This is a genomic window from Streptomyces indicus (genome assembly GCF_900100315.1).
GTDB lineage: Bacteria > Actinomycetota > Actinomycetes > Streptomycetales > Streptomycetaceae > Streptomyces > Streptomyces indicus.
Map to the genome: position 1 here is coordinate 529826 of NZ_FNFF01000001.1, position 25761 is coordinate 555586.

Here is a 25761-nt window from a genome sequence, read left to right on the forward strand (position 1 = left end):
CGAGCGGTTCCCGCACGTCCCGGTGGACAGTCGGCGAACCCACCGCGAGCACATCATCTGGCGCCGGACGAATCCGGCGTCCGCCCAGGTCAGCGCACCCGCCCCCGCGCCTTCAGCCGCACCGCCGGAAGTTTGGGAGCAGGGATCGGATCACCCTCGTACCCCTTCACCTCACCGAACCGGTCGCCATTCATCCAGTCCTCGCGGGCTTGCGCGATATCCTCGTTCGACCGGCCGATGAAGTTCCACCACATGATGATCTCCTCCTCGAACGGCTCGCCGCCCAGGAGCATGATCCCGGCGTCCGACTCGGCGCGCAGCGGGAGTTCGGAGCGGCCGCAGCCGAGGTAGAGCATCGAGCCGGGCAGGACCGGGACGCCGTCCACGTGGACCTCGCCCGACATGGAGAGCACCGCGTACTCGAAGTCGGGCTCCAGCGGCAGACGCGTCTCGGTGCCGCGGGCAAGGGTCAGGTCGGCGCCGACGATCGGGCTGTACGTGGCGCCGGGCGAGGTCGCGGTGTCGAGCGTGCCCAGGATGACGGTGGCGGTGAGACCGGCGGCCGTGACCTGCGGCAGGTCCGTGTGGTGCTCGAAGTGCGCGTCGATGTGGCGCGAGCCCTCCGGCAGCGCGGTCCACAGCTGGGCACCGTGCAGGAACCGCGAGTGGGACCTGGGGGTCTCCTCGGAGTGGCTGATGGCCGATCCGGTGGTCTGCAGGCCCAGTTCGCGGGGCCGGATGGTGGCGAGCGAGCCGGTTGAGTCGCGGTGCAGCACCTCGCCCTCGTGCAGCCAGCTCACCGTCTGCAGGCCCATGTGCGGATGCGGCGGCACCTGCATGCCGGGCTCGTCGGCGATGTCGTCGGGACCGTAGTGGTCGACGAAGCACCATGCGCCGACCATGCGGCGCCCCAAGTTCGGCAGCAGCCGCCGGACTTCGGTGGACTCGCCGAGCTGGACCTTGCGCGGGGTGAGGAGCTCGCGTACGGGCTCGGCCACGACGAACCCGCGTCCGCCGCACACGGACAGGGCTGCCTCACGGTCAAGATTGCTCATGCCGCTCAAGGTAGCCCCTGGGTGCCGGAATGTCCCTCAGTGGGTGGCGGGTCCGCCCACCGGTCGGCTCAGCCGCGGAGCGCCGGCACCAGGGGTCAGCGTTTGACCGCGCGCAGGACGACGAACTTGGGATTGCCCGCGACCGTCCTGCAGTTGCCGAAGATCCGGCGCATCGAGACGTGGTGGCCGAGGTGGCGGTTGCCGACCACCCACAGCTCGCCGCCCGGCCGCAGCGCCCGGCGCGCGTCGGCGAACATCCGGCGTGCGGTGGTGTCGGTGACGGCTTGGTGGCTGTGGAAGGGCGGGTTGTTGAGCACCAGGTCCACGCTGTCCGCCGCCAGTCCGGCAAGGCCGTCCCCGACCAGGAACTCGGCCCGGCCGTCGGCGTTCTCGCGGTACGTGGCCTCGGCGGAGGCGACGGCCTGGTACGACTCGTCGGTGAAGACCAGTTCGGCCCCGGGGTTCGCGAGGGCCGCGCTCGTGCCGACGACGCCGTTCCCGCAGCCGAGGTCCACGATGCGGGCCGCGCCCTCGGACGACGGGAGGTGCCCGAGGAAGAAGCGGGTGCCGATGTCGAGCCGGTCGGCACAGAAGACGCCCGCGTGGTTCGTGACCGTGCGGCCGCTCATCGGGCCGATGCCGGTGGGGAGTCGGTAGCGGTACGGCCAGGGGTCGGCCTCCCTGGCGAGCCCGGGGTCGGGCGTCGCGAAGATCAGGCGGGCCTTCTTCCTGGCCAGGGAGGTCTTGGTCGGGCCGATGATCCGCTCGAAGAGCTGGAGGGTGGAGGTGTGGATCTCCTTCACCATGCCCGTACCGATCACCAGGCTCTCCGCGTGCAGCGCCGGGGCGAGGCGGTGGAGCTGGTCCTCGAGGAGCGCGAGGCTCTTGGGGACGCGGACGAGGAGGACGTCGATCCGGTCCGGGGGCGGGTCCTGGGTGGTCAGCAGGCCACCCGCCGTGCGGCCCGCGCGCTCCAGGTTCTCGCGGGTGGCCTGGCGGGTCAGCCAGGAGTCCGTGATCTGGACGGGTGCGTACGCGGCGAGCGAGGTGGTCAGCGCGCCCCACCGGTCCCCGAGCACGACGAGCCGCCGGCCATCGAGGACGGTGCCTTCGAGGTGGTCGAGCAGGTACTCGTCGGAGGCGTCCCAGGCGCGGAGCTGGTCGCGGGGGTCGACGGGGTGGCGCGTGAGGTCGTGGGAGCCCCATGACGTGGTCAGACGGTTCATCGTGGGCTTCAGGCTAGTCGAGCCTGCGGGGCCGGGACGCCGCTGCCCGTGCCACGGCAGTCCGGGCGGTCGGGGTGCTCCGCGGGTACGGGTCCGTTCCGCGGTCGGTACGGGTGCGTTTCGTCGGCGGTACGGCACCGACTCGACGGCGGTACGGAGCCGATCCAACGGCGGTACGGGACCGTATCAACGGCGGTACGGGACCGTATCAGCGCCCGCATCCACGCCCCCCCCCCCGAGTCGGGTCGTGGAATATTCAACTACCCCTCCCGGTTGTCCCGCTTGAAGGAGGTCACCCGTGACGGACACGTACTACACGCAAGGGAACGCAGCCGAGCGCTGGGAGCGCGCCGGGCTGTTCTTCGAGGCCAAGGAGTACACCGCCGCCGCTCAGGTGCTCGGCTCCCTGGTCGAGGAGGTCCCGGAGCAGGTCGCGCCGCGGCTGCTGCTCGCCCGCGCCTACTACCACTCCGCGCAACTCTCGCGCGCCGAGGCCGAGTTGCGCGCCGTCCTCGACCTCGACCCGGTCGAGCACTACGCGCGTCTGATGCTCGGCCGCACTCTGGAGCGGCAGGGCCGGGACGAGGAGGCCGCCGGTCATCTGCGGGTGGCCGAGGCGCTCGGCGCGAGCCTGACCTGACCTCGCGAAGCCGACCTGACCTCGTGAAGCCGACCTGGCCTCGCGAGCCCGACCCGACCCGACCTCACCTGCGGGAACGCGCGGGGCGGCCCCTCCGGCCGCCCCGCGCCCCCGTCCCCCGCCCGGCCTAAAACCACAGGTCCGCCCTCAACCCCCGTGCCACGATCGTCAGGTCGGAGATCCTCGGGAGTTCATGGCGGACGGCTGGCACTGGTGACGCTGAGCGGCAACGCGAAGGGCAACGGGGTCCCCTCGGCACGCCGCGGCCCCGCCCGGCGCCCGGTGGACCGGGTCCGTCTGGTGCTGGCCCTGGCCGGCCTCGTCCTCGTGGTCGCGCTCGCCGTGCTGCAGCGCGCCGTACCGGATCTGCTGCTCGGCCCGATCGTCTTCGCCGCCGGCGTCGTGATGGCAGCGGTCCCCGCATTCGTCGCCGTCGAGCGCCTGGTCCGCGGCGAGGCCCGCCTCGTCACGAACGGGGTGCTCGCCGCGCTCGTCGCGTATCTCGCGGCCGTCGGCCTCAATCTGTACGTGCTCGGGCCCGGACCCGACGTCGTCCAGCGCGCCCTCGCGGAGACCCACGGCAACGGCGGGAACACCTCCCCGTTGCACCTCTACATCGCCACGGTCGTCGCGTTCATCACCGTCGTCGGCTTCGGCGACCGCTACCTGCTGCGCAACGCCGCCTGGGGCGGCCTCGTCGTGACGGCCCTCGCCGCGCTCGTCGGCAACACGGCGACGCTGCCCGGCATACTCCTCACCTTCCTGCTCGGACGCCTGGTCGCGTTCGCGGTGCGGTGGCTGCGCGGCACCACCGATCCGTCGCCGACGGACGCGGAGGTCGCCGCGGCGCTCGCCGAGACCGACCTGCCGCAGGTCACCAGCCGCCGGATCGCCAACGCACGCGACGGCACCCGGCGTTACGAGGCCCTCACGGACACCGACGAGCGCTTCACTGTCACGGTCCTCGACCGCGACCGCATCACCTCGGGCCTCGCCTACCGGCTCTACCAGCGGCTCCGGCTGCGCCGTCCCGCGCAGAGCCAGGGCCTCGTCTCGCTCCAGCACCTCGTCGAGCAGCGCGCCCTGCTCGCCCTCTCGGTGCAACACAGCGGGATCCGCACGCCGCGGCTAGCCGCCGTGCGCAAGGTCAACGCCGACGCGGTGCTGCTCGCGTACGAGGACGTGCCGGGCCGCACCCTGGACCGGCTCGCGCCCGAGGAGCTCACCGACGAGCTCCTGGAGGACGTCTGGCGGGTGGCGCAGGATCTGCACGCGCACCAGATCAGCCACCGCCGGATGTCGGCCGACGCGTTCATCGCCGGGGACGACGGCCATGTGTGGCTGACCCGCCTGGAGGCGGGCGGGGTGGCCACGGCCACGCTCCAGCATCGCCTCGACGACGCCGAACTCCTCGTCACCCTGGGCCTGCTGACCACCCCGGAGCGCGCCGTGCGCACGGCGCGGACGGTGCTCGGCGATGCCACGCTCGGTGCCGTCCTGCCGCTGCTGCGCCCCGCGGGCCTCAGCCTCGCCACCCGCTCGCGGCTGCGCCGCAACAAGGGCGTCCTGGAACAGGTCGGCAAGGAGATCCTCGCCTTCCAGCCGGAGGCACCGCCCGCGAACACCGTGGTGTACGAGCGGCTGCGGCCGCGCACCATCCTCTCCGCGCTCGGCGGCTGCGTGGCCGTGTACTTCCTGATCGGGCAGTTCGCCTCGAAGCCCCTCGGCGAGCTGTTCACCGGGATGTCCTGGCCGTGGGCGCTGCTCGCGCTCGCCGGGGCCGCGGTGACGTATGTGGCGGCCGCGATGAACCTCGCCGGCTTCGTGCCCCAACGGCTGCCCTACGTACGGCTGTTGCTGGCCCAGCTCGCCGCCTCCTTCGTGACGCTGGTGACCCCGGCGGCGGTCGGCGGGCTCGCGGTGAACACCCGCTTCCTTCAGAAGGCGGGCGTGGCCTCCGGTCTCGCCGTGACCTGCATGGCGGCCTCACAGATCGCGATGTTCGGGGCGTTCCTGCTCCTGGTGATGCTCTTCGGTTCCCTGTCGGGATCGTCGACGGGGTCGCAGCTGCCGCCCTCCTCGGTGATCGTGACGGTGCTGCTCGCGGTGGCGCTGCTCGCCGTGGCGGTGGCGACGGTGCCGCGGCTGCGGAAGTTCGCCCTCGACCGCGTGAGGCCGTACTTCAGCGATGTCGGCCCGCGGATGCTGGAACTGGCCCGGGATCCGGTGCGCCTGGCGTTCGGCATCGGCGGTGCGTTCCTGCTGCCGCTGGCCGGCGGTCTCGCGCTGTGGGCCTCGGTGCTCGCGTTCGAGGACGAGAAGCAGGTGCAGTTCGCGACGGTCGCGGTGGTCTTCCTGATCGGCAAGACCGCGGGCTCCTTCGTGCCGACGCCCGGCGGTCTGGGCGCGGTGGAGGCCCTGCTGTCCGGCGGTCTGGCGGCGGCGACCGGCATCAGCGGCTCGACTGCGTTCTCCGCCGTGATCCTGTTCCGCCTCCTGACGTTCTGGCTGCCGATCGTGCCCGGCTGGGTCGCGACGACCTGGCTGCAGAAGCGTGAGGCGCTCTAGCGCCGCCCGCGCGCAGGTGGGCGCGCCACCGCATCGGGGTACCCGGCACGCATGTCTGCATCCGACCAACTCCGCGGCTACGCAGCCGAATCGGGCGGTGGCCCCATGTCGATCGTCTTCCTGTGCCTGTTCATCGCCATGGGGCTGTGCCTCGTCGTGCGACCGCAGCTCCTGTGGAAGCTGAACCGGCCCCTCCAGCGCCCGTTCGTCAGGGACTACGACGCCACGGAGCCGACCCCGGCCGGATACGCGATCCAGCGCGTGGTGGGCGTGCTCTTCCTGGGGATGGCCGTCTGGATGCTGGTCCAGGCCCTATGACAGGCGCCCGGCGCCCTCACCCCCGATACGTCTCCAGCAACCGCAGCCAGATCTCGCTGATCGTCGGATACGCCGGCACCGCATGCCACAGGCGGTCCACCGGCACCTCGCCCGCCACCGCGATCGCCGCGGCCTGGAGCAGCTCGCCCGCACCCGGCCCGGCGAACGTCACGCCGATGACCACCTCGCGGTCGAGGTCGACCAGCATGCAGGCCCGGCCCTTGTAGCCGTCGGCGTACAGCGATGCACCGGCCACCGACCCCATGTCGTAGTCCACGGCCCGCACACGGCGACCGGCGCGCTCGGCCTCGGCGAGCGTGGGGCCCACCGACGCCACCTCCGGGTCGGTGAAGACGACCTGCGTCACCGCGTCGTGGTCGGCCGTGGCCGCATGGGCACCCCACCGGTCCGTCTCGAGGATCGGCACGCCCTGGGCGCGGGCCACGATCGCGGCGCCCGCGATCCGCGCCTGGTACTTGCCCTGGTGGGTGAGCAGCGCCCGCCCGTTGGCGTCGCCGACCGCGTACAGCCAGTCGCTCCCGACGACCTGGCAGCTCTCGTCCACGTCGAGGTAGCGGCCGGGCGTGAGGCCGACGGATTCCAGGCCGATGTCGTCGGTGCGCGGGGCGCGGCCGGTGGCGATGAGCAGCTCGTCGGCCTCGACGGTCGAGCCGTCGTCGAGGGTGACCGTGACCGTGTCGCCGTCGCGGGCCACGGAGGTGACGGAGGTGTCGGTACGGACGTCCGCGCCGGCCTCGCGCAGTGCCTCGGCGACCAGCTCGCCGCAGAACGGTTCCATCTTCGGCAGCAGGCCCGGGCCCCGTACGAGCAGCGTCACCCGGGAGCCGAGGGCCTGCCAGGCGGTGGCCATCTCGGTGGCGACCACTCCCCCGCCGACCACGATCAGGCGGCCCGGCACGGACTGCGCGCTGGTGGCCTCGCGGCTGGTCCAGGCGCGGGCGCCGGCGAGGCCGGGCAGGTCGGGGAGTGCGGCACGGGTGCCGGTGCAGACGGCCACGGCGTGCCGCGCGGCCAGCACGTGCCGTTCGCCTTCGGGGCTCTTGACGGTGACGCGGCGCGGTCCGTCGAGGCGGCCGTGGCCGCGGTGGACCCGTACGCCGATGCCGTCGAGCCAGGCGGCCTGGCCGTCGTCCTTCCAGTGGCTGGTGAAGGAGTCGCGGTGGGCGAGCACGGCCGCGGCGTCCAGCGGGCCCTGCACGGCGCCGGCGAGTCCGGGCACCTTGCGGGCGTCGGAGCGGGCGATCACCGGGCGCAGCAGCGCCTTGCTGGGCATGCACGCCCAGTACGAGCACTCCCCGCCGATCAGTTCGCTCTCCACGACGGCGCAGCTCAGGCCGGCGGCCCGGACGCGGTCCGCCACGTTCTCGCCCACCGGTCCCGCGCCGATGACCACCACGTCGTACTCGGTCGTCTCCACATGTCCCTGTCCCATGGATGCCAGTCTGGTGGCAGGTGTAGTCCGGGGCCACAGGGGCAGTCGACCCGGCACGGAATTCTTCGGGACGGCCCGTCCCGGAATACGCCGTAATACCCCGCGGTTGTGCGGGGCAGCCAGTAGATGTCGGCGAAATGGTAGGAACACCGTGAGCACCCTGGAACTCACCAAGGAAAACTTCGACGAGATCGTCACCGAGAACGACTTCGTCCTCATCGACTTCTGGGCGGAGTGGTGCGGTCCGTGCCGGCAGTTCGGCCCGGTCTACGAGGGTGCTTCGGAGCGCCACGGCGACCTGGTCTTCGGCAAGGTCGACACCGAGGCGCAGCCCGAGCTCGCCGCGGCGTTCGGCATCCAGTCGATCCCCACGCTCGCGATCATCCGCGACAAGGTGGCGATCTTCGCGCAGCCCGGCGCCCTGCCCGAGGCTGCTCTGGAGGACGTGATCGGCCAGGCGCGCAACCTGGACATGGACGAGGTGCGCAAGCAGGTGGCTGCCGAGCAGGCCAAGCAGGCGGGTCAGAGCGGTCAGGCCGAGCCGCAGGGTCCGACGGCGTAAGGCCGGGACCGCCAGCGTCAGCGCGAAGGGGTGCCGTTCAGCGGAACGGCACCCCTTCGGCGTGCAGGACGGGTCCGAACACAGAGCCCCGGGACGGTCCTAGAACGGATAGCCCGCCACGTCACCGCGCACCGTCGTCCAGCGCACATCCGTGAACGCCTCGATGTTGGCCGCTCCGCCGAAGCGCGCACCGGTGCCGGAGGCCGCGACGCCGCCGAAGGGCGCGACCGCCTCGTCGTTCACCGTCTGGTCGTTGATGTGCACGATGCCCGTGGGGATGCGGTCGGCGAGGGCGAGACCCCGGGCCGCGTCGCGGGTGACGATGCCGAGGGAGAGGCCGTACTCGCTGGCGGACGCGAGCGCCGCCGCCTCGTCGAGCGTGCCGAAGGAGCGTACGGGAGCGACCGGCCCGAACACCTCCTCGGCGTAGGCGGGGGTGTCCTCGTCCACGTCGACGAGGACCGTCGGCCGGTAGAACAGCTCCTCGTGGGTGCCGCCCGCCGCGAGCCGGGCGCCGCGTCCGGTGCTCGCGGTGACCAGGCCGTGCACCTTGGAGAGCTGGCCGGAGTCGATGAGCGGGCCGAGGTGGACCTGGGCGCGGTGCGGGTCGCCGACCGCCAGGGAGTCGGCCTTGGCGGCGAGGCGCTCGACGTACTCCTCGTAGACCGAGGCGTGCACCAGGTGGCGGCCCGTGGTCATGCAGATCTGGCCCTGGTGGAAGAAGGACCCCCAGGCCGCCGTGGAGATCACCGCGTCGAGGTCGGCGTCGTCGAGCACGATCAGGGCGGAGTTGCCGCCGAGTTCGAGGTGGGCGCGCTTGAGGTGGCGGCCCGCAGCCTCGCCGACGGCGCGGCCCGCGGCGGTGGAGCCGGTGAAGGAGATCACGGGGACCTGCGGGTCGGCGACGAGGGCCCGGCCGACGTCCGGTCCGCCGGGCAGCACGTGCAGCAGGTTCTCGGGCAGTCCGGCCTCCGCGAAGACCGCGGAGAGGAACAGGCCCCCGCAGACGGCGGTACGCGGGTCGGGCTTGAGGACGACCGCGTTGCCGAGCGCGAGCGCGGGGGCGACGGAGCGGATCGCCAGGATCAGCGGAGCGTTGAAGGGGGCGATGACACCGGTGACACCGACGGGCACGCGGCGCGTGTACGACAGCCGCGGGGCTTCGCTGGGCAGCACCTCGCCGGTGGGCCGCGAGGCGAGTGCGGCGGCCTCGTAGCACTCCTGGGCCGCGACGTGCAGCTCGAAGTCGGCCTTGCCGGGTATGGATCCCGACTCGCGGACCAGCCACTCGCGCAGTTCCTCGGCGTGTTCCGTGAACAGGTCGCCGGCCTTGCGCAGCACGGCCGCGCGCACGAAGTGCGGGCTCGCGGCCCAGGCGCCCTGGACCGCGCCGGCCACCGCCGTGGCGGCGGCCACGTCCTCCGGTGCGGCGAGCATGACCGTGGCGAGCTCCTCGCCGGTGGCGGGCTCCGTGACCGGGTGCTCACCGCCGCCGAGCGGCCGGGACTGCCAGGTCTTGGGGTCGAGCAGGGGCATGCCAAGGCTCCGTTCTGTCGACGTGGGCGTCGACTACGTCCGACGCGAGAAGCGGGCGGCCGGTGCGGGCCGTCAGCTCCCCAGAGGAAGTCCCGTGTAAAGAGCGGCCAGTTCGGCGGCCGCGTGCGGGGAGTCCGCGATCCGGCGCAGCCGGGCAAGCTGAAGCCGTTGCTCGAAGGCACCCCCACCTGGTTGAGCGTGCAACATCGTAGTCATGTCGCACGAGAATCGGGTGGCCTGCCACACACGTTCGAGACACAACTGTGAGTAGGAGTCGAGGAGTTGCTCGCTTCCGGTGCGTTCCAGGTGCGCGAAGGCGCGGGCGAGCAGGCATACGTCGGAGACGGCGAGGTTGAGGCCTTTGGCCCCGGTGGGCGGCACGATGTGGGCGGCGTCCCCGGCGAGCAGGAGCCGTCCGTACCGCATGGGCTCGGAGACGTAACTGCGCATCGGGGTCACCGACTTGGAGATGATGGGCCCGCGCCGCAGCGTCCAGTCGTCGCCGGTGGCGAAGCGGGCGTCGAGCGCGTCCCAGATCCGTTCGTCGGGCCAGTCGGCGGCGTCCGTGCCGTTCGGCACCTGGAGATAGAGGCGCGAGACGGTGGGCGAGCGCATGCTGTGCAGCGCGAAGCCGTCCGCGCCGCGCGCGTAGACCAACTCCTCGCTGGAGGGCGGCACTTCGGCGAGGATGCCGAGCCAGGAGTACGCGAAGTCACGTTCGTACGTGCGGCGCAGGCCGGCCGGGATCGTCCCGCGGGCGATGCCGTGGAAGCCGTCGCAACCGACCACCCAGTCGCAGTCGAGCGTGCGCTCGCGCCCCTCGTGCCGGAAGCGGATGCGCGGGGCGCTGCCCTCGGGCTTCTCGATCGCGTACGCCTCGGCCTCGAACAACAGCGGTGGCCCGTCGGCGAGTTGGAGCGCCACGAGGTCCTTCACGATCTCGGTCTGGGCGTAGATCGTGACGGTGCGGCCTACGAGCCGGGAGAAGTCGACGCGGTGGCGGGTGCCGTCGAAGCGCAGCTCGATGCCGTGGTGCACGAGGCCTTCGGCGTCCAGCCGGGCGCCGGCGCCGCAGGCGCGCAGGGCGTCGGCGGTGCCCTGTTCGAGCATGCCGGCCCGCTGGCGCTGCTCCACGTACGCACGCGTCCGCGACTCCAGGACCACGCAGTCGATGCCTTCGCGGTGCAGCAGCCGGGCGAGCAGCAGCCCCGCCGGGCCGCCGCCGATGATGCCGACGCGGGTGCGCATCAAGGCCGCCATCCCCGGGCCTGCCAACGGTGCGGGCCCGACGCCCGACTCCCCCGGGCCCCCGTACGGTGCGGGCCCGGCACCCGGCTCCCCCGCGCACCCGCACGTAAGCGACTCCCCGTCACGCAGCCTCCCCTGCCGCCGATGGTGGGTCGAGTCTCGGCCGCCGCCGTGCCCCTGTCAACGCGCCCTGCCCAGCTGCCCGTCGGGCTGCCGGGCCCCGCGTCCGGCACGCCGCCCACCTGCTACTTTGCGCTGCACGGAATCGACGGGGACGACTGCGGGGGTGCAGGGGATGACGACGACGAGCCGGCAGCGGCGGACGACCATCGCGGATGTGGCGCGCGCTGCGGGGGCTTCGATCTCGACGGTGTCCCGCGTGGTCAACGGCGTGGACACGGTGGACGCGGCACTTGCCGAACGGGTGCGCCGTACGGTCGTGGAGCTGGGCTACCGGCCGAACGCGGCGGCGCAGGGCCTGGCACGCGGCCGTTCCGGCACCATCGGCGTCCTGGTGCCCGACCTCGCCAACCCGTACTTCCACGACATGCTGAAGGCGCTCTCGGCCCTCGCGCGCGGCGGTGGGCAGCGGGTCCTGGTGATGGACTCGGGCGAGGACCCGTACGAGGAGCGGGAGCTCGCCGAGGATCTGATCCGGCACTCGGACGGCATCCTGCTGTGCTCGCCGCGGATGCCGCGCGCCGATCTCGCGGCGCTCGCCCACCGCGGGCACCCGATGGTCGTGGCGAATCGCGTGGTGCTCGGCCTCGAATTGCACACCATCACCGTGGACTTCTTCGGCGGCATGCTCGCGGTCTGCGGCCATCTCGCCCAGCTCGGCCACCGCGAGGTGGTCTACCTCTCCGGCCCGGAGGCGTCCTGGGCGAACGCCGAGCGGCTGCGCGCCCTCGAGGCGGCCCGGGCCTTCGGGCTCTCGTTCCGTACGATCCCCTGCGGTTCGACCACCGAGGCCGGGTACGAGACGGCGTCGGCGGCGCTCGAATCGGGGACGCGTGCGGTGGTCGCGTACAACGACTTCGTGGCGCTCGGGGCGCTCGCCCGGTGCGCGGATCTCGGGGTGCGGGTGCCCGAGGAGGTGTCGGTGACCGGTTTCGACGACATCGGGATGGCGCGGTACGCCTCCCCCGGCCTGACGACGGTGCGGGTGCCGCGGGACACGCTCGGCCGGCTCGCGGGCGAGGCGCTGGCCCGGCTGCTGCAGGGCGCGGGCGGCGAGGATCCGGCCGCGGTCCCGGTGGAGTTGCAGGTACGGGGATCCACTGCGGCCCCTGCCGGGGCACCCTCGGCGGCCGGATAGTTCGACCCCCGCCGGACCACCCTCGGCGGCTGGTCGGATCGACCCCCGCCGGACCACCTTCGACGGCCGGTCAGGTCGACTCCCGTTGGACCACCGAGGCGGCCAGGAGGTCGTGCACCTCCGTCTCGGCGCCCGGTGCGCGCACGACGCGGTCGAGCAGTTCGGCGAGCAGCTGTCCGGAGGGCATCTCCAGGTGGACGGTGCTCAGGCGCGGCCGGGTCAGCTTGCCGATCAGCAGGTCGTCGGCGCCGATCACCGCGGTCTCCTCGGGCACCGCGACGCCCGCGTCCTGAAGGGCCCGCATCAGGAGCATCGCGTATTCGTCGTTGTACGCGAACACGGCGTCCAGGCCCGACGCACGCCAGCCCGCGGCCAGATGGGCGGCCGACTCCTCGGTGTACGCGAGCGGCAGCGGCACGACCTCGGCGCCCGCGGGCTCGGCGGCGGCGCGCACGCCGGCCAGGCGCGGCTCGGAGAACACGTGCAGTCCGGTCTCCTCGGGCACCACGACCCCGATGCGCCGCCGTCCGCGCTCGACGAGGTGCCGGCCCGCGCAGTGCCCGACCTCGCGGTGGTCGGCCAGGAGCGCGTGGGCGCCCTCGACCCGCTCGGGCCCGAAGGTCACCACGGCCTTCGCGCCGGCGCGCTTGAGCACCTCGACCTGCCCGGGCTCGAGGGTGCCCGGCACGAACACGGCCACCGGGCGCAGTTCCGCCCAGGCCCGTGCGGCCTCGTCCCCGCCCATGCCGACGCTGCCGTACTGCACGACGGTGTAGTCGAGGCGGCGCAGCGCCCAGTGCAGCTCGTAGAGGAAATGGCTGAACAGCGGGCCGACCGGCACGTGCGAGGCGGGCATCAGGACCATCCGCGAGTGCCCGGCGCGCAGGCTGCGGGCGGCGGCGTGCGGCACGTAGCCGAGCTCTTCGGCCGCCGCACGGACGCGGTGCCGGGTGGGTTCGCTGATGCGTACCGACGAGGTGTTGTTGAGGACGTACGAGACCGTGGCGCGGGACACACCGGCGAGCCGGGCCACATCGGCACTGGTCGGCACCGGCCGGGGCCCGGGCGTTTCCCCGCTCTCGGCGGGCGGCTGTCCCGCCTGCTTGGGAATCTGCACCATGACGAGCCGCATCCTTCCAGACGGGTGTGCGGCGCCCGCGTACGGGTCCGGCCGCGGCCCCGACGATCTCCGAACTCCCTTGCCGAGGTGCGGAATTCGCCCTCGGACTGCTTACGCCGTACCCCTACCAGCGGGTAACGTTCCGCCGGACCGCACTGCCAGGCAGCCGACCCCGAGGTGCCCCATGACGCACACGCCCGCGCCGCACACGCCGGTGCCGCAGACGCCGGTGTCGCACACTCCGGTGTCGCGCACGATCCGTGCCGGCCTCGCCGGGTCGGCACGGGCGCTCGCCGCCGGCGAGGTGTCCTCCGTCGCCCTCGTCGAGGAGAGTCTCGCCCGGATCGAGGCCTCCCAGTCCTCGCTGAACGCCTTCCGGCGGGTGCGCGCGGAGGCCGCGCTCGCCGAGGCGCGCGAGGCGGACCGGCGGCTCGCCGCCGGTGAGCGGCTGCCGCTGCTCGGGGTGCCGGTCGCGGTGAAGGACGACATGGACGTGGCCGGGGAGCCGACGGCGTTCGGCTGCCCCGGGGAGTTCCCCGCCAAGGAGCAGGACGCGGAGGCGGTGCGGCGTCTGCGGGCGGCGGGCGCCGTGATCGTGGGCAAGACCAACACGTGCGAGCTCGGGCAGTGGCCCTTCACCGAGGGCCCGGCCTTCGGGAACACCCGCAACCCGTGGCACACCGGGCACACCCCGGGCGGTTCCTCCGGCGGGTCAGCCGCCGCCGTCGCCGCCGGCCTGGTACCGGCCGCGCTCGGCTCGGACGGCGCGGGCTCGGTCCGCATCCCGGCGGCCTGGTCGCACCTGGTGGGGATCAAGCCGCAGCGCGGCCGGATCTCCTCCTGGCCGGACGCGGAGGCCTTCCAGGGCATCACGGTCAACGGCACCCTCGCCCGCACGGTCGCGGACGCCGCGCTGCTGCTCGACTGCGCGAGCGGCAGCCACGAGGGCGATCTGCACAAGCCGCCGCCGATCCGGGCCACGGAGGCGGTGGAGCGCGACCCCGGGCGGCTGCGGATCGCGCTCTCCTTCAAGATGCCGTTCACGGGCACGCCGAAGCGCCTGCACCCCGAGGTGCGCAGGGCCGTCACCGCCGTCGCCGAGCGGCTCGCCGCGCTCGGCCACCACGTGCAGGCCGCCGACCCGTCGTACGGGCGGATCGGGCTCACCTTCGTGCCGCGCGGCACGGCCGGGATCGCCGAGTGGGTGGAGCGGGTGCCCGACCCCGCGCTCCTGGATCCGCGCACCCGTGAGGCGGCGCGGCTCGGCCGGCTGCTCGGCGGGGCGCCGCTGCGGGCCGCCCGCGCGGCGGAGGCCCGGCTGCACCGGCGGGTCGGTGCGCTCTTCTCCTCGTACGACGTGCTGCTCGCGCCGACCACGGCCACTCCCCCGCCGCGGATCGCCACCCTCGCCCGGATGGGACCGATGCGCACCGACCAGGCGATGATCGCGGCCTGCCCGTACGCGTGGACGTGGAACGTGCTGGGCTGGCCGGGGGTGAACGTGCCGGCCGGGTTCAGCTCCGGCGGGCTGCCGCTGGGGGCGCAGCTGCTCGGTCCTGCGCACAGTGAGCCGCGGCTGATCTCGCTGGCGGCCCAGCTGGAGCGCGAGCTCAACTGGCATGAGCAGTGGCCCTCCTGGCAGCCGGCGGCATGAACCGCCCTGCCCCGTCGGCGAGTTGAGACCGTACAGTGAGGGCGTGGACGAAGCGTCGATGGTGGGCCTGACGGGGCGCGTGACGGGTACGGTCGGGCCCGGGCTCGTCGGCGAGGTGATGGTGCGGATCAGGGGCGGCGCGGAGGCATTCCTCGCGTACCCGGCCACCGCGAAGGACCGGATCGAGCCCGGCACGGTGGTGATGGTCGTCGAGTACCAGCCGCCGCGGACCGTCTACGTCCAGGCGGCATACGGAACGTGACGCGCCGGGGTTCCTTTTCGCCAGGATCGCAACAAGGAATCCCCGGCGTCTTCACCGCCTGACGGGCGGGCAGGACACTCCCCACACAGCGCCGAACGGCGTTGCAGACAAGGGGGGTTGCCGATGGGTATCGGCATCGTTCTGGCGCTCGCGGCGGGCGGACTGCTGCTCGCCGTGATCCTGTTCAAGGCGATGTGGCGGGTCGCCGAGCCCAACGAGGCGCTGATCATCTCCGGTTCGAAGCACCGGACCGAGGGGCTCGGCGAGGGCATGGGGTTCCGCATCGTGACCGGGCGCGGCACGCTCGTACTGCCCGGAGTGCAGGCCGTACGGCGGCTTTCGCTCGACCTCAACGAGACCGAGCTGTCCGTGGACTGCGTCACCCACCAGGGCATTCCGCTGAAGGTCCGGGGTGTGGTGATCTTCAAGGTGGGCGACGACTTCGTGTCGATCGCCAACGCGGCCCGGCGCTTCCTCGACCAGCAGCGGCTGATGTCCGAGCGCGTGCACAACGTGTTCGCGGGTCATCTGCGGTCCATCGTGGGCGGGTTGACGGTCGAGGACATGATCCGCGACCGCGACAAGCTGACGGGGCAGACGCGGGCGGCCTGCGGTACGGAGATGGAGAAGCTGGGGCTGATCGTGGACTCGCTTCAGATCCACGAGATCGAGGACCCGACGGGCTACATCCAGAACCTCGCGATGCCGCACGCGGCAGCCGTGCAGCGCGACGCTCGGATCGCCCAGGCGGAGGCCAACCGGCGCGCCACGGAGGCCGAGCAGCAGGCGCAGGCGCGGATGGCGGAGGCCACGCGGGACAGCGAGATCCTCCAGGCCGGCTACAAGGCGGAACGCGACCGGGCGAGCGCCGAGTCGGCACAGGCCGGGCCGCTCGCGGAGGCGGCCGCCAAGCAGGAGGTCGTGGTCCAGGAGACACGCGTGGCCGAGCTGGAGGCGCACCGCAGGGAGCAGCAGCTCCAGGCGGACGTGCGCAAGCCCGCGGACGCCAAGGCGTACGAGACCCGTACGCTCGCCGAGGCCGAGCGGGACGCCCGGGTCTCGGCCGCGCAGGCCAAGGCCAAGGAGACCGAACTGGCCAGTGCGGCCGACGCGTCGGCCACCCGGATCACCGGTCAGGCGGACGCCGCGGCGGCCGAGGCGCGGGGTCTGGCGGCGGCCGCGGCGGTACGGGCCAGGGGCCTGGCCGAGGCGGAGGCGATCAAGGCGCGGGCGGCGGCGCTCGCGGAGAACCAGGAGGCCGTGATCGCCCAGCAACTCGCCGAGAACTGGCCGGAGATCGTCCGCGCGGGTGCCGGCGCGTTCGACTCGGTGGACAACATGGTGGTGCTCAACGGGGCGGACGGCATGAGCGACCTGCTCACGAAGGCCCTCACCATGGGCGGCACGGGCCTGGGTCTGGCACGGCAGTTGATGTCGGCGATGAACGGCGGGCAGGCGAACGGGCCGGCCGACGCACCGCAGAAGGGCCTGCTCAACGGGGGCGCGCGCAACGGAGGCGGGCCGCAGCCCGCGAACAAGGAGCCGGTGCGCCTCGACGAGGCCGTGGCGGCGAAGGAGACCACCCTCGACGAGATCGTCATCGAGGGGGTGACGAAGCCGGACTGACCCGGCTGCCGGGCCGCTTCGGCGGCTGGAAGCACACACGCCCGGACGCGGGCCGGTACCGTTCTTCCCGGCCCGCGTCCGGGCGCATCCGCGCGTTCAGCCCCGCGCCAGGGTCCGCCACAGCGCGGGGTCCTCGAAGTTCAGCGCCCAGATCGCGGTGTGCCGCACCCCGTACTTCCGCAGCACCGGCAGGTGCGCGGCCGTACCCCGCGCGTCCTGGTACCAGACCTCGCGGCGGCGCTTGGCGGCGCCGGTGCCTTCCGTGTACGTGAAGTGGGGCGTCTTCGACGCGGGGTCGAGCCGGTAGCGCGCGCCCACCTTGCGCCGCAGCTCCTCACCCGACTTGGAGGTGACATGCCGGGCGCGCTCGCGCTTGCCGGAGCCCGCCACCGGCCAGTCCCAGCCGTACGCGGGCAGCGCCATCTCGATCTTCTCGCGCGGCACGAGGCGTGTGGCGTGAGCGAGGATGTCCTCGTACCAGTCGGGCGAGGAGATCGGGCCGGGTTCGCCGCCGGCCCAGTGCAGGTTGTACGCCATGATCCGCAGCCGGTCGCTCGCGGCGCCGAGCCGACGGTAGTCCCAGATCCGGCCGTTGCCGCGGGCCTGCGGCGAGACGGTGGTGACGCACAGCTTCCGATCGGCGTGCAGCCGCCGGCACAGCGCGGTGATGAACTCGGCGTATCCGGCGCGCACGCGGCGGTACTCGGCCTCGGGGGTCGGCGCGTGCGTCTCGTAGTCGATGTCGATGCCGTCGTACGCCCGGCTGCGCACCGTCCGCACCAGCGCGTCGACGTGGGCGGTGCGCCGCTCAGGGTCCGTGACGAGGGCGGCGAGCCGGCCGGGCGCCATCCGCTCGTGCACCGTGGGCACCACCTTGATCCCGGCCTCGCGCAGGCCGTCGATCACCTTCCGGTCCCCCGCGCCGCGGTGCGGCAGCACGCTTCCGTCCGCCTTCGCCTCGTACCAGAACGGGCTGACGGTGTGCAGCTGGTCCTTGTGGCGCAGAGCGGTGGCGTAGGCGGCTTCCTGGTCCCAGTACGGCAGCCAGCCCGAGACGGTGCGCGGCGGCGGTGCGGCTTCGCGGTCCGTGCCCGCCGCCCCCGCTCCCGTGTCCGTGTCCGGTGGTGCGGGCGGTGCGGCGGCGAGGGTCAGGAGGAGGGCTGCGGCGGCGAGAACGGTGCGGGCTGACATGCGCCGAGCCTGCGGCGGGACCCCGGCCCTCGCGCTGCGGGCTGCTCCGTACAGGCTCTAACGTGACCCGCGAGAGCGGACCGGGCGCGGGCCCGGGGCCGGGTGCGAGGACAGGTGCGAAGGGCGGAGCCGGGAATGACGGACCAGCAGGCGATCGGGCAGGACTACGTGCCGGGACGCGGCGGACCGCATGCGACCACCGAGGCCGAGCCCCACGAGATGGGTGCCGTCCAGATGGAGTACGCGCCCGCCCACGACGGGGATCCCGACCCGGGAGAGATCGTGTGGACCTGGGTGCCGTACGAGGAGAACGACGGGCGCGGCAAGGACCGGCCCGTCCTGATCGTGGCGCGCGAGGCGGCCGGCACGCTGCTCGGGATCCAGCTCTCCAGCAAGCGCCATGACCACGACCGCGAATGGGTGGCACTCGGCAGCGGGCCGTGGGACAGCTCGGGCCGTGACTCCTGGGTGGATCTGGACCGGGTGCTGCGCATCCACGAGCAGGGGATGCGGCGCGAGGCCTGCGCCCTGGACCAGGGGCGGTTCAACCTGGTGCGGCTGAGGCTGCGGGAGCGGTACGGCTGGAGCTGACTCTCCGCTGCGCCGGTGCGGAACTAGGCGGCGGGAAAGGCCTGTTCGAAGGCGGCACGCGTGCGGCCCTGACGGTCGAGGACGCCGAACACGACCTGCTCGAAGTGGCCGGCGAATCGGCCTTCGCCGGTGAGCAACGCCCGGAAGGTGCCGGCCACTTGGGCCGGATCGTTCTGGAACACCCCGCAGCCCCAGGCCCCCAGGACGAGGTGCCGGTAGCCGTGGGCGACGGCCGTCTCCAGGACGCGCTCGGCGCGCGCGGCGAGGACGGGGCCGATGCGGTGCGCCTCGTCGGGCCGGCTGCGGCGGATCACCCCGGCGTTGGGCGCGGGCGAGGTCAGGAAGCCCACGGTGTACGGCTCTTCGAGCAGCCGGCCGCTGTCGTCGCGGAACACCGGGACGGCCGGCGTGTGGATGACGCGGTCCGTGTAGAAGGGGTCGCGGTGGGTGCGGTGGTGCTCGTAGTAGGCGGGCGCCTCGCGCAGGCAGGTGTACAGGGCGGAGGCTCGGCACAGCGCCTCCTCCTGGGCCTGGGCGCCGTTGAGGTAGCCGCCGCCCGGGTTGCGCGCGGAGGCGAAGTTCAGGGCGGCGACCGGTGCGGCGCTCTCGCGCGTCAGCCGCCGCGCCGCCTCGGTGCTGCTCTCCGGCGTGACCTCGAAGGCCGTCGTGTGGACGGGGTCCACGGAGCAGGGCACGGGCTGCGGGCCGTGCAGCGTGGTGCCGGACCGTGCGGCCGCGATCGCGTCCGCGAGGTCGACGGTGCGGCCGCCGGGTGCGGTGTACCCGCCCGCTGCGACGACGGCCTCGGTCGCGGCGGCAAGGCTGCGCAGACGTGCGCTCATGCGTGGATCCCCCGTGGTGGTGCGTGCGATGTCGTACGGCTCGCATCCTGCTCCGCGCCGGCCGCGCCCGGCAACGCATTTCCGTACGGCTGCGCCGCCCGCACCCCGCCAGACACGACCCCGCACCCTCACGGGTGACCTTGTGCTCGTCGGCGAGCTTGAAGTCGGCCTCGGGGCCGCCGAGTACGCCGGTGTACGCGAGCAGCGCCACGCCCGCGTTCTTCGCGGCGTCGATCACGGCCCGGTGCTGGGGCACGCGCTGACCGACCTCGCTGCCGGAGATCAGCAGCACGCGGTCGCCCGCCTGGAAGGCACCGGCCAGGGTCTCCGGCTGCCCGTAGTCGGCCACCCGCAGCTCGACCCCGCGCTCGGCCAGGTGGCGAGCCCGCACCCCGTCACACGCGACCCCGCACCCGCCGCCGACCGCCCTACTCCTCGCGGGGGTCCAGGGTCTCCGTGATCTGCCGTGAGGCGGCGCGTGCCGCCTGCTCCGGGTCGCCGCCCGTCAGGACCTCCGTCATGTACCTCTTGATCGGGTTGTCGGCCTCGACCGCCGCCCAGCGCGGGGAGTTGGGGGTGGCCCGGCCGCGGGCGGCGCCCTTCGCCATCGCCGCCGCGCCCGGGTTGGCGGCGACCGCGGAGGCGAGCGTGGTCTTGTTGGGGACGTAGTCCATGGTGGTGGCGAGCTCCTTCTGCCAGCGCTCGCCGGCCAGGGCCTTGACCACGTCCAGGGCCGCCCACTCCTGGTCGGTGCGCTCGGGGATCACCAGGTCCGAACCGCCCGTGAACACCGCACACGGCTGTCCGGCCTTCTTGCCGGGCACCGGGAAGTAGCCGATCTTCCCGGCGAGTTCGGGGTTGGTCTCCTCGATCAGCTTCGCCGCGCCCGGCACCGTGATGATCTGCGCGACCTTCCCCTTGGCGAACACCTCGGCCTGCGGCGGCGTCTGCTCGTCGGCGTCCTTCGGACCCTTGCCGAGCGCCTGGAGCCGCGCGTAGAAGTCCATGCCCGCGCGCGCCTGCGGGGTGTCGAGGGCGCCGGTCCACACGCCGTCCTTGTCGACGGCGAGTTCGCCGCCCTCCTCCCAGATGAATCCGGCGAGCGTGTACCAGTCCTGGCCGGCGAGGTAAATACCCTGCTGCGGACCGGAGTTGAGCTTCTCCGTCTGCTCCAGCCACTCCTCGCGGTCACGGGGCAGCTTGTCGATGCCGGCGGCCGCGAACAGGTCCTTGTTGTAGAGCACGACGCGGTTGGCCGCGTACCACGGGATGCCGAACTGGGAGCCGTTGACGGCGCCCGGCTCGGCGAGACCGGGCAGCCAGTCCTCGCCGCCGAGGTCGCGCAGCGACTCCAGGGAGAGGTCGAGCACGCCGCCCTGCTCCACGTACTGCGCGACCTGCGTGTTGCCGACCTCGATCACATCGGGTGCGGACGGGTCCTCGCTCTCCAGCGCCTTGCCGACCTTCTCTCCGATGCCGGTCCACTCCTGGATGCGGATGTCCAGTTCCACGCCGCCGTGTTCGGCCTCGAACTCCTGCTTGAACTTCTTCAAAAAGCCCTGCGAGGCACTGTTCTGCATGAGCCACACCGTGACCGTGTCGCGGCCCTCGGAGCCGCCGAAGGACACGCTCCCGCAGCCGCTCAGGGCGGCCAGCGTGAGCAGGGACAAAGGCACGGCAAGGACTCGGCGGTTCACGCGGCTCACCTTCGGCGCAGGGACACGGAAGTTCGCCCGACGTGGGGGGAAGCGCGGTGACGCTTGTACGGGTGTGACGCTGGAGTTTGGTATGGACCAAAGGGACGGTCAAGGGGCCAGCCTGCACGGTCTCACCACTTGACACGAAACGTTCTCAATACGTGACACAGTCCGGCCGTTCTCCCGCACGTCCCGGCCCCGCATTCCGGCACGTCCCCCGTCTCGCGCGGCACGGGTGCATCAGGCACCGTGGAGTGGACCGAGTGACCAGCCGAAAGGAGTGCGACCGCCATGTCGGACCACACGTACCGGGTCACGGAGATCGTCGGCACCTCGACCGAAGGCATCGACCAGGCCGTGCGCAACGGGATCGCCCGCGCCGCGCAGACGCTGCGGGGCCTGGACTGGTTCGAGGTGACGCAGGTGCGCGGCCACATCGAGAACGGCGAGGTAGCCCACTTCCAGGTGGGCCTCAAGGTCGGCTTCCGGCTGGAGGAGGCGGACTAGCCGGCGGTCCCGGCGGCCCGAGCGGCCTGCGGCCGCTCCCTCAGGTGCGGCCTTCCTTCTCCTGCGCCTGCCGCAGGGCCTCGGACTCCTGGGCCCAGCGCGCCCGTACGACACGGAAGCCGGCGCGCTCGGCGGCGTCGCACACCAGCTCGTCGTCGTCCACCAGCATCCGCACCTCGCGGCCGCGGGCCAGTCTGCGCAGCACCTCCAGCTTGGTGATGCGGGCGGGCCTGCGGTCGCTGTTCCGCCGCATGTACATGCGGCCCTCCGGCAGCCCGTGCCGCGCCAGCCACGCCTCTGTGTCGGCGCGGCAGCGCTCGGGCCGGCCGGTGAGGTACTGGATCTCGCACTCCTCGGCGCTCGTCAGGACCAGCTCGATTCCGCGCGCGAGCGGCGGATCGTCGGGCGCGGCGGCGAAGAAGCCGTCCCAGTCGCGCGGCTTGCGCTCCAGGAAGCGCTGCCGGTGCGCGGTGTCGGCGAGGGTGTTGTCCAGGTCGAATACGGCCACGGGGCGGCGGGCGGCGTCCATGCGCCCCACGATAGCCAGGGAATCCTGAGCGCCTCGCGGTGTTGTACGGGTGTGACCACGACCGATGCAGCCGCCGCCGTCCTCGCCCGGACCAGGTTCTCCGTGCTCGACCGCTCCCGTACGCGCACGGGACAGGATCCCGCGCAGTCGCTGCGGGACACGGTGCGGTTCGCCCAGCAGGTGGAGGCGCTCGGCTACCACCGCTTCTGGGTGTCCGAGCACCACAGCGTGCCGGGTGTCGCGGGCTCGGCGCCGACAGTGCTCGCCGCGGCGGTGGCGGCGGCGACCTCCACGATCCGGGTGGGCACCGGCGGGGTCATGCTGCCCAACCATCAACCGCTCGTCGTCGCCGAGCAGTTCGGGGTGCTCGACGCGCTGTATCCCGGCCGGATCGACATGGGGCTGGGCCGCAGCGTCGGCTTCACGGGCGGGGTGCGCAAGGCGCTCGGCCACGGCAAGGACGACGCGGAGGACTTCGCCGGGCAGCTGGAGCTGCTGCTCGGCTACCTGACCGGTACGCAGACGGCCCACCCGCAGGTGCACGCGTATCCGGCCGAGGGCCGTCGTGTCCCGCCGTTCGTCCTGGCGATGGGCGAAGGTGCCGACATCGCGGCGGGGGCCGGGCTGCCCCTGGTGATCGGCGATCTCCGCGGCCGCTCGCGCATGACCGAAGCCGTCGAACGCTACCGGGACGGATTCAAGCCCTCCGTGTGGGCGGAGGAACCGTACGTGATGATCGCGGGCGAGGTGGCGGTCGCGGAGACCGCGGAGGCGGCGCGGCGACTCCTGATCCCCGAGGCATGGTCGATGGCGTACTCGCGCACGCACGGCGTGTTCCCGCCGCTGGAGCCCGTCGAGGCGACACTGGCGCGCGAGCTGTCGCCGAAGGAGCGCGACCTCTTCGAGTCCGGTCTGCGCGGCAAGCTCTACGGCACGGAGGACGAGGTCAGGACGGCCCTGGCCGAGGTGATCACGGCGACGGGCGCGGACGAGGTGCTGGTGACTACGTCGACGTACGACCGGGACGAGCTCCTGAACTCGTTCACGAGACTGATGTCGGCGATGGGGCCCCCTTCGGCCCGTGGGCAGCTTGCTGCCGGTGCGCAGCTTTCTGCCGGTGGGGCAACTGTCAGCCCGTCCGGCGTTTGAGGACGAGCGCCGTCCAGGCGCGATACGGGGGCAAGGGGCGAAGCCCCAAAGTGGGTGCAGGGGGCGAAGCCCCCGCGTGGGTGCCCACCAAGGGGTCCGGGGGCGGAGCCCCCGGTTTCGGGAAGGGGCGGGTAGGGGAATTCCGCCCGCCGCAGGCGCCACCCACCTCAGCCCAAGCCGACCCGCACCACAGCGCACCGCACCCACAAACGCCCATACCCCCACCGCCACCCCCACCCTGAGATCATGGAAAGCCCCACCCCGGAGCCCCACATGCAAGCCCAGGACCCGAACATCCGCATCCGCGGCGCCCGCGAGCACAACCTCAAGGCCGTCGACGTGGACATCCCCCGCGACCACCTTGTCGTGTTCACCGGCGTCTCCGGCTCCGGCAAGTCCTCCCTCGCCTTCGGCACCCTCTACGCCGAGGCCCAGCGCCGCTACTTCGAGTCGGTCGCCCCGTACGCCCGCCGTCTGATCCACCAGATCGGGGCCCCGAAGGTCGCGGAGATCACGGGCCTGCCGCCGGCCGTCTCGCTCCAGCAGCGCCGCGCCACGCCCACCTCGCGCTCCAGCGTCGGTACGGTCACCACGCTCTCGAACTCCCTGCGGATGCTCTTCTCGCGCGCGGGCGACTACCCCGCCGGCGCCGAGCGCCTCGACTCCGACGCGTTCTCGCCGAACACCGCCGCGGGCGCCTGCCCCGCCTGCCACGGCCTGGGCCGCGTCCACCGTACGACCGAGGCCCTGCTCGTCCCCGACCCGTCGCTCTCGATCCGCGAGGGCGCGATCGCCGCGTGGCCCGGCGCGTGGCAGGGCAAGAACCTGCGCGACATCCTCGACGCGCTCGGTTACGACGTGGACCGGCCCTGGCGCGACCTCGACCGGGCCGACCGCGACTGGATCCTGTTCACCGAGGAGCAGCCGGTCGTCACCGTGCACCCGGTGCGCGACGCGGACCGGATCCAACGCCCTTACCAGGGCACGTACATGAGCGCCCGGCACTACGTCCTCAAGACCTTCGCGGAGTCCAAGAGCCAGAGCCTGCGCGCCAAGGCCGAGCGCTTCCTGGAGAGCACGCCGTGCTCGTCCTGCGGCGGCAGCCGGCTGCGCCCCGAGGCGCTCGCCGTCACGTTCGCCGGCCGTACGATCGCGGACCTCGCCGCACTCCCCCTCGACCGCTTCGCCGCACTGCTCGGCACGGCGGACACCGGTGACGAGACGGTCCGTGTCCTCACCGAAGACCTGCTGGCCCGGATCGCCGTCGTCACCGAGCTCGGCCTCGGCTATCTGAGCCTGGACCGCGCCACCCCCACTCTCTCCGCGGGCGAGCTCCAACGCCTGCGCCTGGCCACGCAGTTGCGCTCCGGCCTGTTCGGCGTCGTGTACGTGCTCGACGAGCCGTCGGCCGGTCTGCACCCGGCCGACACCGAAGCGCTGCTCACCGTGCTGCGCCGGCTCAAGGCGGCGGGCAACTCGGTCTGCGTGGTCGAGCACCACCTGGACGTCGTGCGCGAGGCGGACTGGCTGGTCGACGTGGGTCCGGGCGCCGGTGAGCATGGCGGGCGCGTGCTGCACAGCGGGCCGGTCGCCGGGCTCGCGGCGGTCGAGGAGTCCGCGACGGCGCGCCACCTGTTCGCCCGCGGACCCGCACCGGTACGCGAACTCCGTACCCCCAAGGGGTGGTTGAAGCTCACCGGGGTCGAGCTGCACAACCTGCGGGGCGTGGACGCGGAGTTCCCGCTCGCGGTGTTCACGGCCGTGACCGGCGTCTCGGGCTCGGGCAAGTCCACCCTCGTGGGGCAGGTGCTCGCGCCGCTCCTGGACGGGCAGCCGGGGCCGGGAAGGCTGGACGGGGCCGTGGACCGGCTCGTCCAGGTGGACCAGCGGCCCATCGGCCGCACCCCGCGCTCCAACCTGGCCACGTACACCGGCCTGTTCGACGTCGTACGCAAGGTCTTCGCCGACTCCGACCAGGCGCGGGCGCGCGGCTACAAGGCGGGACGGTTCTCGTTCAACGTGGCCGGCGGGCGCTGCGAGACCTGCCAGGGCGAGGGGTTCGTCTCGGTCGAGCTGCTCTTCCTGCCCAGTACGTACGCGCCCTGCCCGGACTGCCACGGCGCCCGCTACAACCCCGGGACGCTGGAGGTCACGTACCGCGGCCGGAACATCGCCGACGTGCTCGACCTGTCCGTGGAGGCGGCCGCGAAGTTCCTCGGGGAGATCCCGGCCGCGGCGCGCTCGCTGCGCACGCTGCTCGACGTGGGCCTGGGCCACCTGCGGCTCGGGCAGCCCGCCACCGAACTGTCCGGCGGCGAGGCGCAGCGGATCAAGCTCGCGACCGAGCTCCAGCGGGCGCGGCGCGGCCACACGCTGTACCTCCTGGACGAGCCGACCACCGGTCTGCACCCGGCCGATGTCGAGGTGCTGATGCGGCAGTTGCACGGTCTGGTCGACGCCGGCCACTCGGTGATCGTGGTCGAGCACGACATGGAGGTGGTCGCGGGTGCGGACTGGGTGATCGACCTGGGGCCGGGCGGCGGCGCGGACGGCGGCCGGATCATGGCGGCCGGGACGCCGGCCGAGGTCGCGCGGACGGCCGGGAGCCGGACCGCCCCGTATCTGGCGGCTCGGCTCGGCAGCGGGACAGGTGGTCGGCGCGGCTGAGA

22 protein-coding genes and 1 pseudogene are annotated in these 25761 nt (G+C 73.0%); 12 read left to right on the top strand and 11 right to left on the bottom strand.

Going from position 1 to position 25761, the window contains the following annotated elements; genetic code table 11:
- Positions 1 to 89: 89 nt before the first annotated feature.
- Together BLT97_RS02425 and BLT97_RS02430 are read right to left on the bottom strand one after the other, a co-directional pair.
- Positions 90 to 1055, bottom strand: a complete 966-nt coding sequence (locus tag BLT97_RS02425) for a pirin family protein (protein WP_093606949.1) — start codon at positions 1053 to 1055, stop codon at positions 90 to 92.
- 95 nt (positions 1056 to 1150) lie between these two features.
- Positions 1151 to 2281 carry a methyltransferase gene (locus tag BLT97_RS02430; RefSeq protein ID WP_176953609.1) on the bottom strand — a complete coding sequence of 377 codons (1131 nt, stop codon included), beginning with the start codon at positions 2279 to 2281 and terminating at the stop codon, positions 1151 to 1153.
- Positions 2282 to 2579: 298 nt separating this feature from the next.
- Here BLT97_RS02430 and BLT97_RS02435 point away from each other — a divergent pair, with 298 nt between their 5' ends.
- The 3 genes from BLT97_RS02435 to BLT97_RS02445 all read left to right on the top strand — a co-directional run bounded on the left by BLT97_RS02435 (position 2580) and on the right by BLT97_RS02445 (position 5807).
- Entirely contained in the window at positions 2580 to 2921 is a 342-nt protein-coding gene (locus BLT97_RS02435) for a tetratricopeptide repeat protein (RefSeq protein WP_093606950.1), read from the top strand.
- A 213-nt stretch (positions 2922 to 3134) separates the two neighbouring features.
- On the top strand, positions 3135 to 5489 hold the full coding sequence (locus BLT97_RS02440; protein ID WP_093606951.1) for a lysylphosphatidylglycerol synthase transmembrane domain-containing protein: 2355 nt from the start codon (positions 3135 to 3137) through the stop codon (positions 5487 to 5489).
- Positions 5490 to 5540: 51 nt separating this feature from the next.
- On the top strand, positions 5541 to 5807 hold the full coding sequence (locus tag BLT97_RS02445) for a DUF6199 family natural product biosynthesis protein (protein WP_245769099.1): 267 nt from the start codon (positions 5541 to 5543) through the stop codon (positions 5805 to 5807).
- 16 nt (positions 5808 to 5823) lie between these two features.
- Here BLT97_RS02445 and BLT97_RS02450 read toward each other — a convergent pair whose 3' ends face one another.
- Positions 5824 to 7260 (bottom strand): dihydrolipoyl dehydrogenase family protein, encoded by a 1437-nt coding sequence (locus tag BLT97_RS02450; protein ID WP_093606953.1) that lies wholly within the window; start codon positions 7258 to 7260, stop codon positions 5824 to 5826.
- 151 nt (positions 7261 to 7411) lie between these two features.
- Between BLT97_RS02450 and BLT97_RS02455 the strand changes: the two genes are divergently transcribed.
- Positions 7412 to 7822 carry a thioredoxin family protein gene (locus BLT97_RS02455; protein WP_245769100.1) on the top strand — a complete coding sequence of 137 codons (411 nt, stop codon included), beginning with the start codon at positions 7412 to 7414 and terminating at the stop codon, positions 7820 to 7822.
- Between the two features lie 99 nt (positions 7823 to 7921).
- Here BLT97_RS02455 and BLT97_RS02460 read toward each other — a convergent pair whose 3' ends face one another.
- Complete coding sequence (locus tag BLT97_RS02460; RefSeq protein WP_093606955.1) at positions 7922 to 9358, bottom strand: benzaldehyde dehydrogenase; 1437 nt, start codon at positions 9356 to 9358, stop codon at positions 7922 to 7924.
- Positions 9359 to 9430: 72 nt separating this feature from the next.
- A complete protein-coding gene (locus BLT97_RS02465; protein WP_093606956.1) occupies positions 9431 to 10606 on the bottom strand; it encodes a 4-hydroxybenzoate 3-monooxygenase in 1176 nt (391 codons plus the stop codon).
- 295 nt (positions 10607 to 10901) lie between these two features.
- Between BLT97_RS02465 and BLT97_RS02470 the strand changes: the two genes are divergently transcribed.
- The gene (locus BLT97_RS02470) at positions 10902 to 11924 is read left to right on the top strand and encodes a LacI family DNA-binding transcriptional regulator (protein ID WP_093606957.1); all 1023 of its coding nucleotides are present in this window, start codon (positions 10902 to 10904) and stop codon (positions 11922 to 11924) included.
- Between the two features lie 70 nt (positions 11925 to 11994).
- Here BLT97_RS02470 and BLT97_RS02475 read toward each other — a convergent pair whose 3' ends face one another.
- Positions 11995 to 13056, bottom strand: coding sequence for a LacI family DNA-binding transcriptional regulator (locus BLT97_RS02475; protein WP_176953610.1), 1062 nt, complete (start codon positions 13054 to 13056; stop codon positions 11995 to 11997).
- A 172-nt stretch (positions 13057 to 13228) separates the two neighbouring features.
- Here BLT97_RS02475 and BLT97_RS02480 point away from each other — a divergent pair, with 172 nt between their 5' ends.
- From BLT97_RS02480 to BLT97_RS02490, 3 genes are all read left to right on the top strand, one after another.
- The gene (locus BLT97_RS02480) at positions 13229 to 14698 is read left to right on the top strand and encodes an amidase (RefSeq protein ID WP_093606959.1); all 1470 of its coding nucleotides are present in this window, start codon (positions 13229 to 13231) and stop codon (positions 14696 to 14698) included.
- A gap of 58 nt (positions 14699 to 14756) precedes the next feature.
- Entirely contained in the window at positions 14757 to 14960 is a 204-nt protein-coding gene (locus BLT97_RS02485; RefSeq protein WP_093607716.1) for a hypothetical protein, read from the top strand.
- A 123-nt stretch (positions 14961 to 15083) separates the two neighbouring features.
- Positions 15084 to 16586, top strand: coding sequence for a flotillin family protein (locus BLT97_RS02490; RefSeq protein WP_093606960.1), 1503 nt, complete (start codon positions 15084 to 15086; stop codon positions 16584 to 16586).
- Positions 16587 to 16682: 96 nt separating this feature from the next.
- Here BLT97_RS02490 and BLT97_RS02495 read toward each other — a convergent pair whose 3' ends face one another.
- Entirely contained in the window at positions 16683 to 17777 is a 1095-nt protein-coding gene (locus BLT97_RS02495) for a glycosyl hydrolase family 18 protein (protein ID WP_093606961.1), read from the bottom strand.
- Between the two features lie 135 nt (positions 17778 to 17912).
- Here BLT97_RS02495 and BLT97_RS02500 point away from each other — a divergent pair, with 135 nt between their 5' ends.
- Positions 17913 to 18368, top strand: coding sequence for a type II toxin-antitoxin system PemK/MazF family toxin (locus tag BLT97_RS02500; RefSeq protein ID WP_093606962.1), 456 nt, complete (start codon positions 17913 to 17915; stop codon positions 18366 to 18368).
- A gap of 23 nt (positions 18369 to 18391) precedes the next feature.
- Here BLT97_RS02500 and BLT97_RS02505 read toward each other — a convergent pair whose 3' ends face one another.
- The 3 genes and pseudogenes from BLT97_RS02505 to BLT97_RS02515 all read right to left on the bottom strand — a co-directional run bounded on the left by BLT97_RS02505 (position 18392) and on the right by BLT97_RS02515 (position 20907).
- Entirely contained in the window at positions 18392 to 19210 is an 819-nt protein-coding gene (locus tag BLT97_RS02505; RefSeq protein WP_093606963.1) for a TIGR02452 family protein, read from the bottom strand.
- Between the two features lie 127 nt (positions 19211 to 19337).
- A pseudogene (locus BLT97_RS38365) lies at positions 19338 to 19595 on the bottom strand (KR domain-containing protein); the annotation flags it as partial.
- 43 nt (positions 19596 to 19638) lie between these two features.
- The gene (locus BLT97_RS02515; protein WP_093606964.1) at positions 19639 to 20907 is read right to left on the bottom strand and encodes an extracellular solute-binding protein; all 1269 of its coding nucleotides are present in this window, start codon (positions 20905 to 20907) and stop codon (positions 19639 to 19641) included.
- Positions 20908 to 21198: 291 nt separating this feature from the next.
- Between BLT97_RS02515 and BLT97_RS02520 the strand changes: the two genes are divergently transcribed.
- Positions 21199 to 21414, top strand: a complete 216-nt coding sequence (locus tag BLT97_RS02520) for a dodecin (protein ID WP_093606965.1) — start codon at positions 21199 to 21201, stop codon at positions 21412 to 21414.
- A 40-nt stretch (positions 21415 to 21454) separates the two neighbouring features.
- Here BLT97_RS02520 and BLT97_RS02525 read toward each other — a convergent pair whose 3' ends face one another.
- On the bottom strand, positions 21455 to 21943 hold the full coding sequence (locus BLT97_RS02525; RefSeq protein WP_093606966.1) for a phosphatase domain-containing protein: 489 nt from the start codon (positions 21941 to 21943) through the stop codon (positions 21455 to 21457).
- A 51-nt stretch (positions 21944 to 21994) separates the two neighbouring features.
- Between BLT97_RS02525 and BLT97_RS02530 the strand changes: the two genes are divergently transcribed.
- Both BLT97_RS02530 and BLT97_RS02535 read left to right on the top strand, forming a co-directional pair.
- The gene (locus BLT97_RS02530) at positions 21995 to 23092 is read left to right on the top strand and encodes an MsnO8 family LLM class oxidoreductase (RefSeq protein WP_093606967.1); all 1098 of its coding nucleotides are present in this window, start codon (positions 21995 to 21997) and stop codon (positions 23090 to 23092) included.
- A gap of 246 nt (positions 23093 to 23338) precedes the next feature.
- Complete coding sequence (locus BLT97_RS02535) at positions 23339 to 25759, top strand: excinuclease ABC subunit UvrA (protein WP_176953612.1); 2421 nt, start codon at positions 23339 to 23341, stop codon at positions 25757 to 25759.
- The last annotated feature ends 2 nt before the right edge of the window (positions 25760 to 25761 follow it).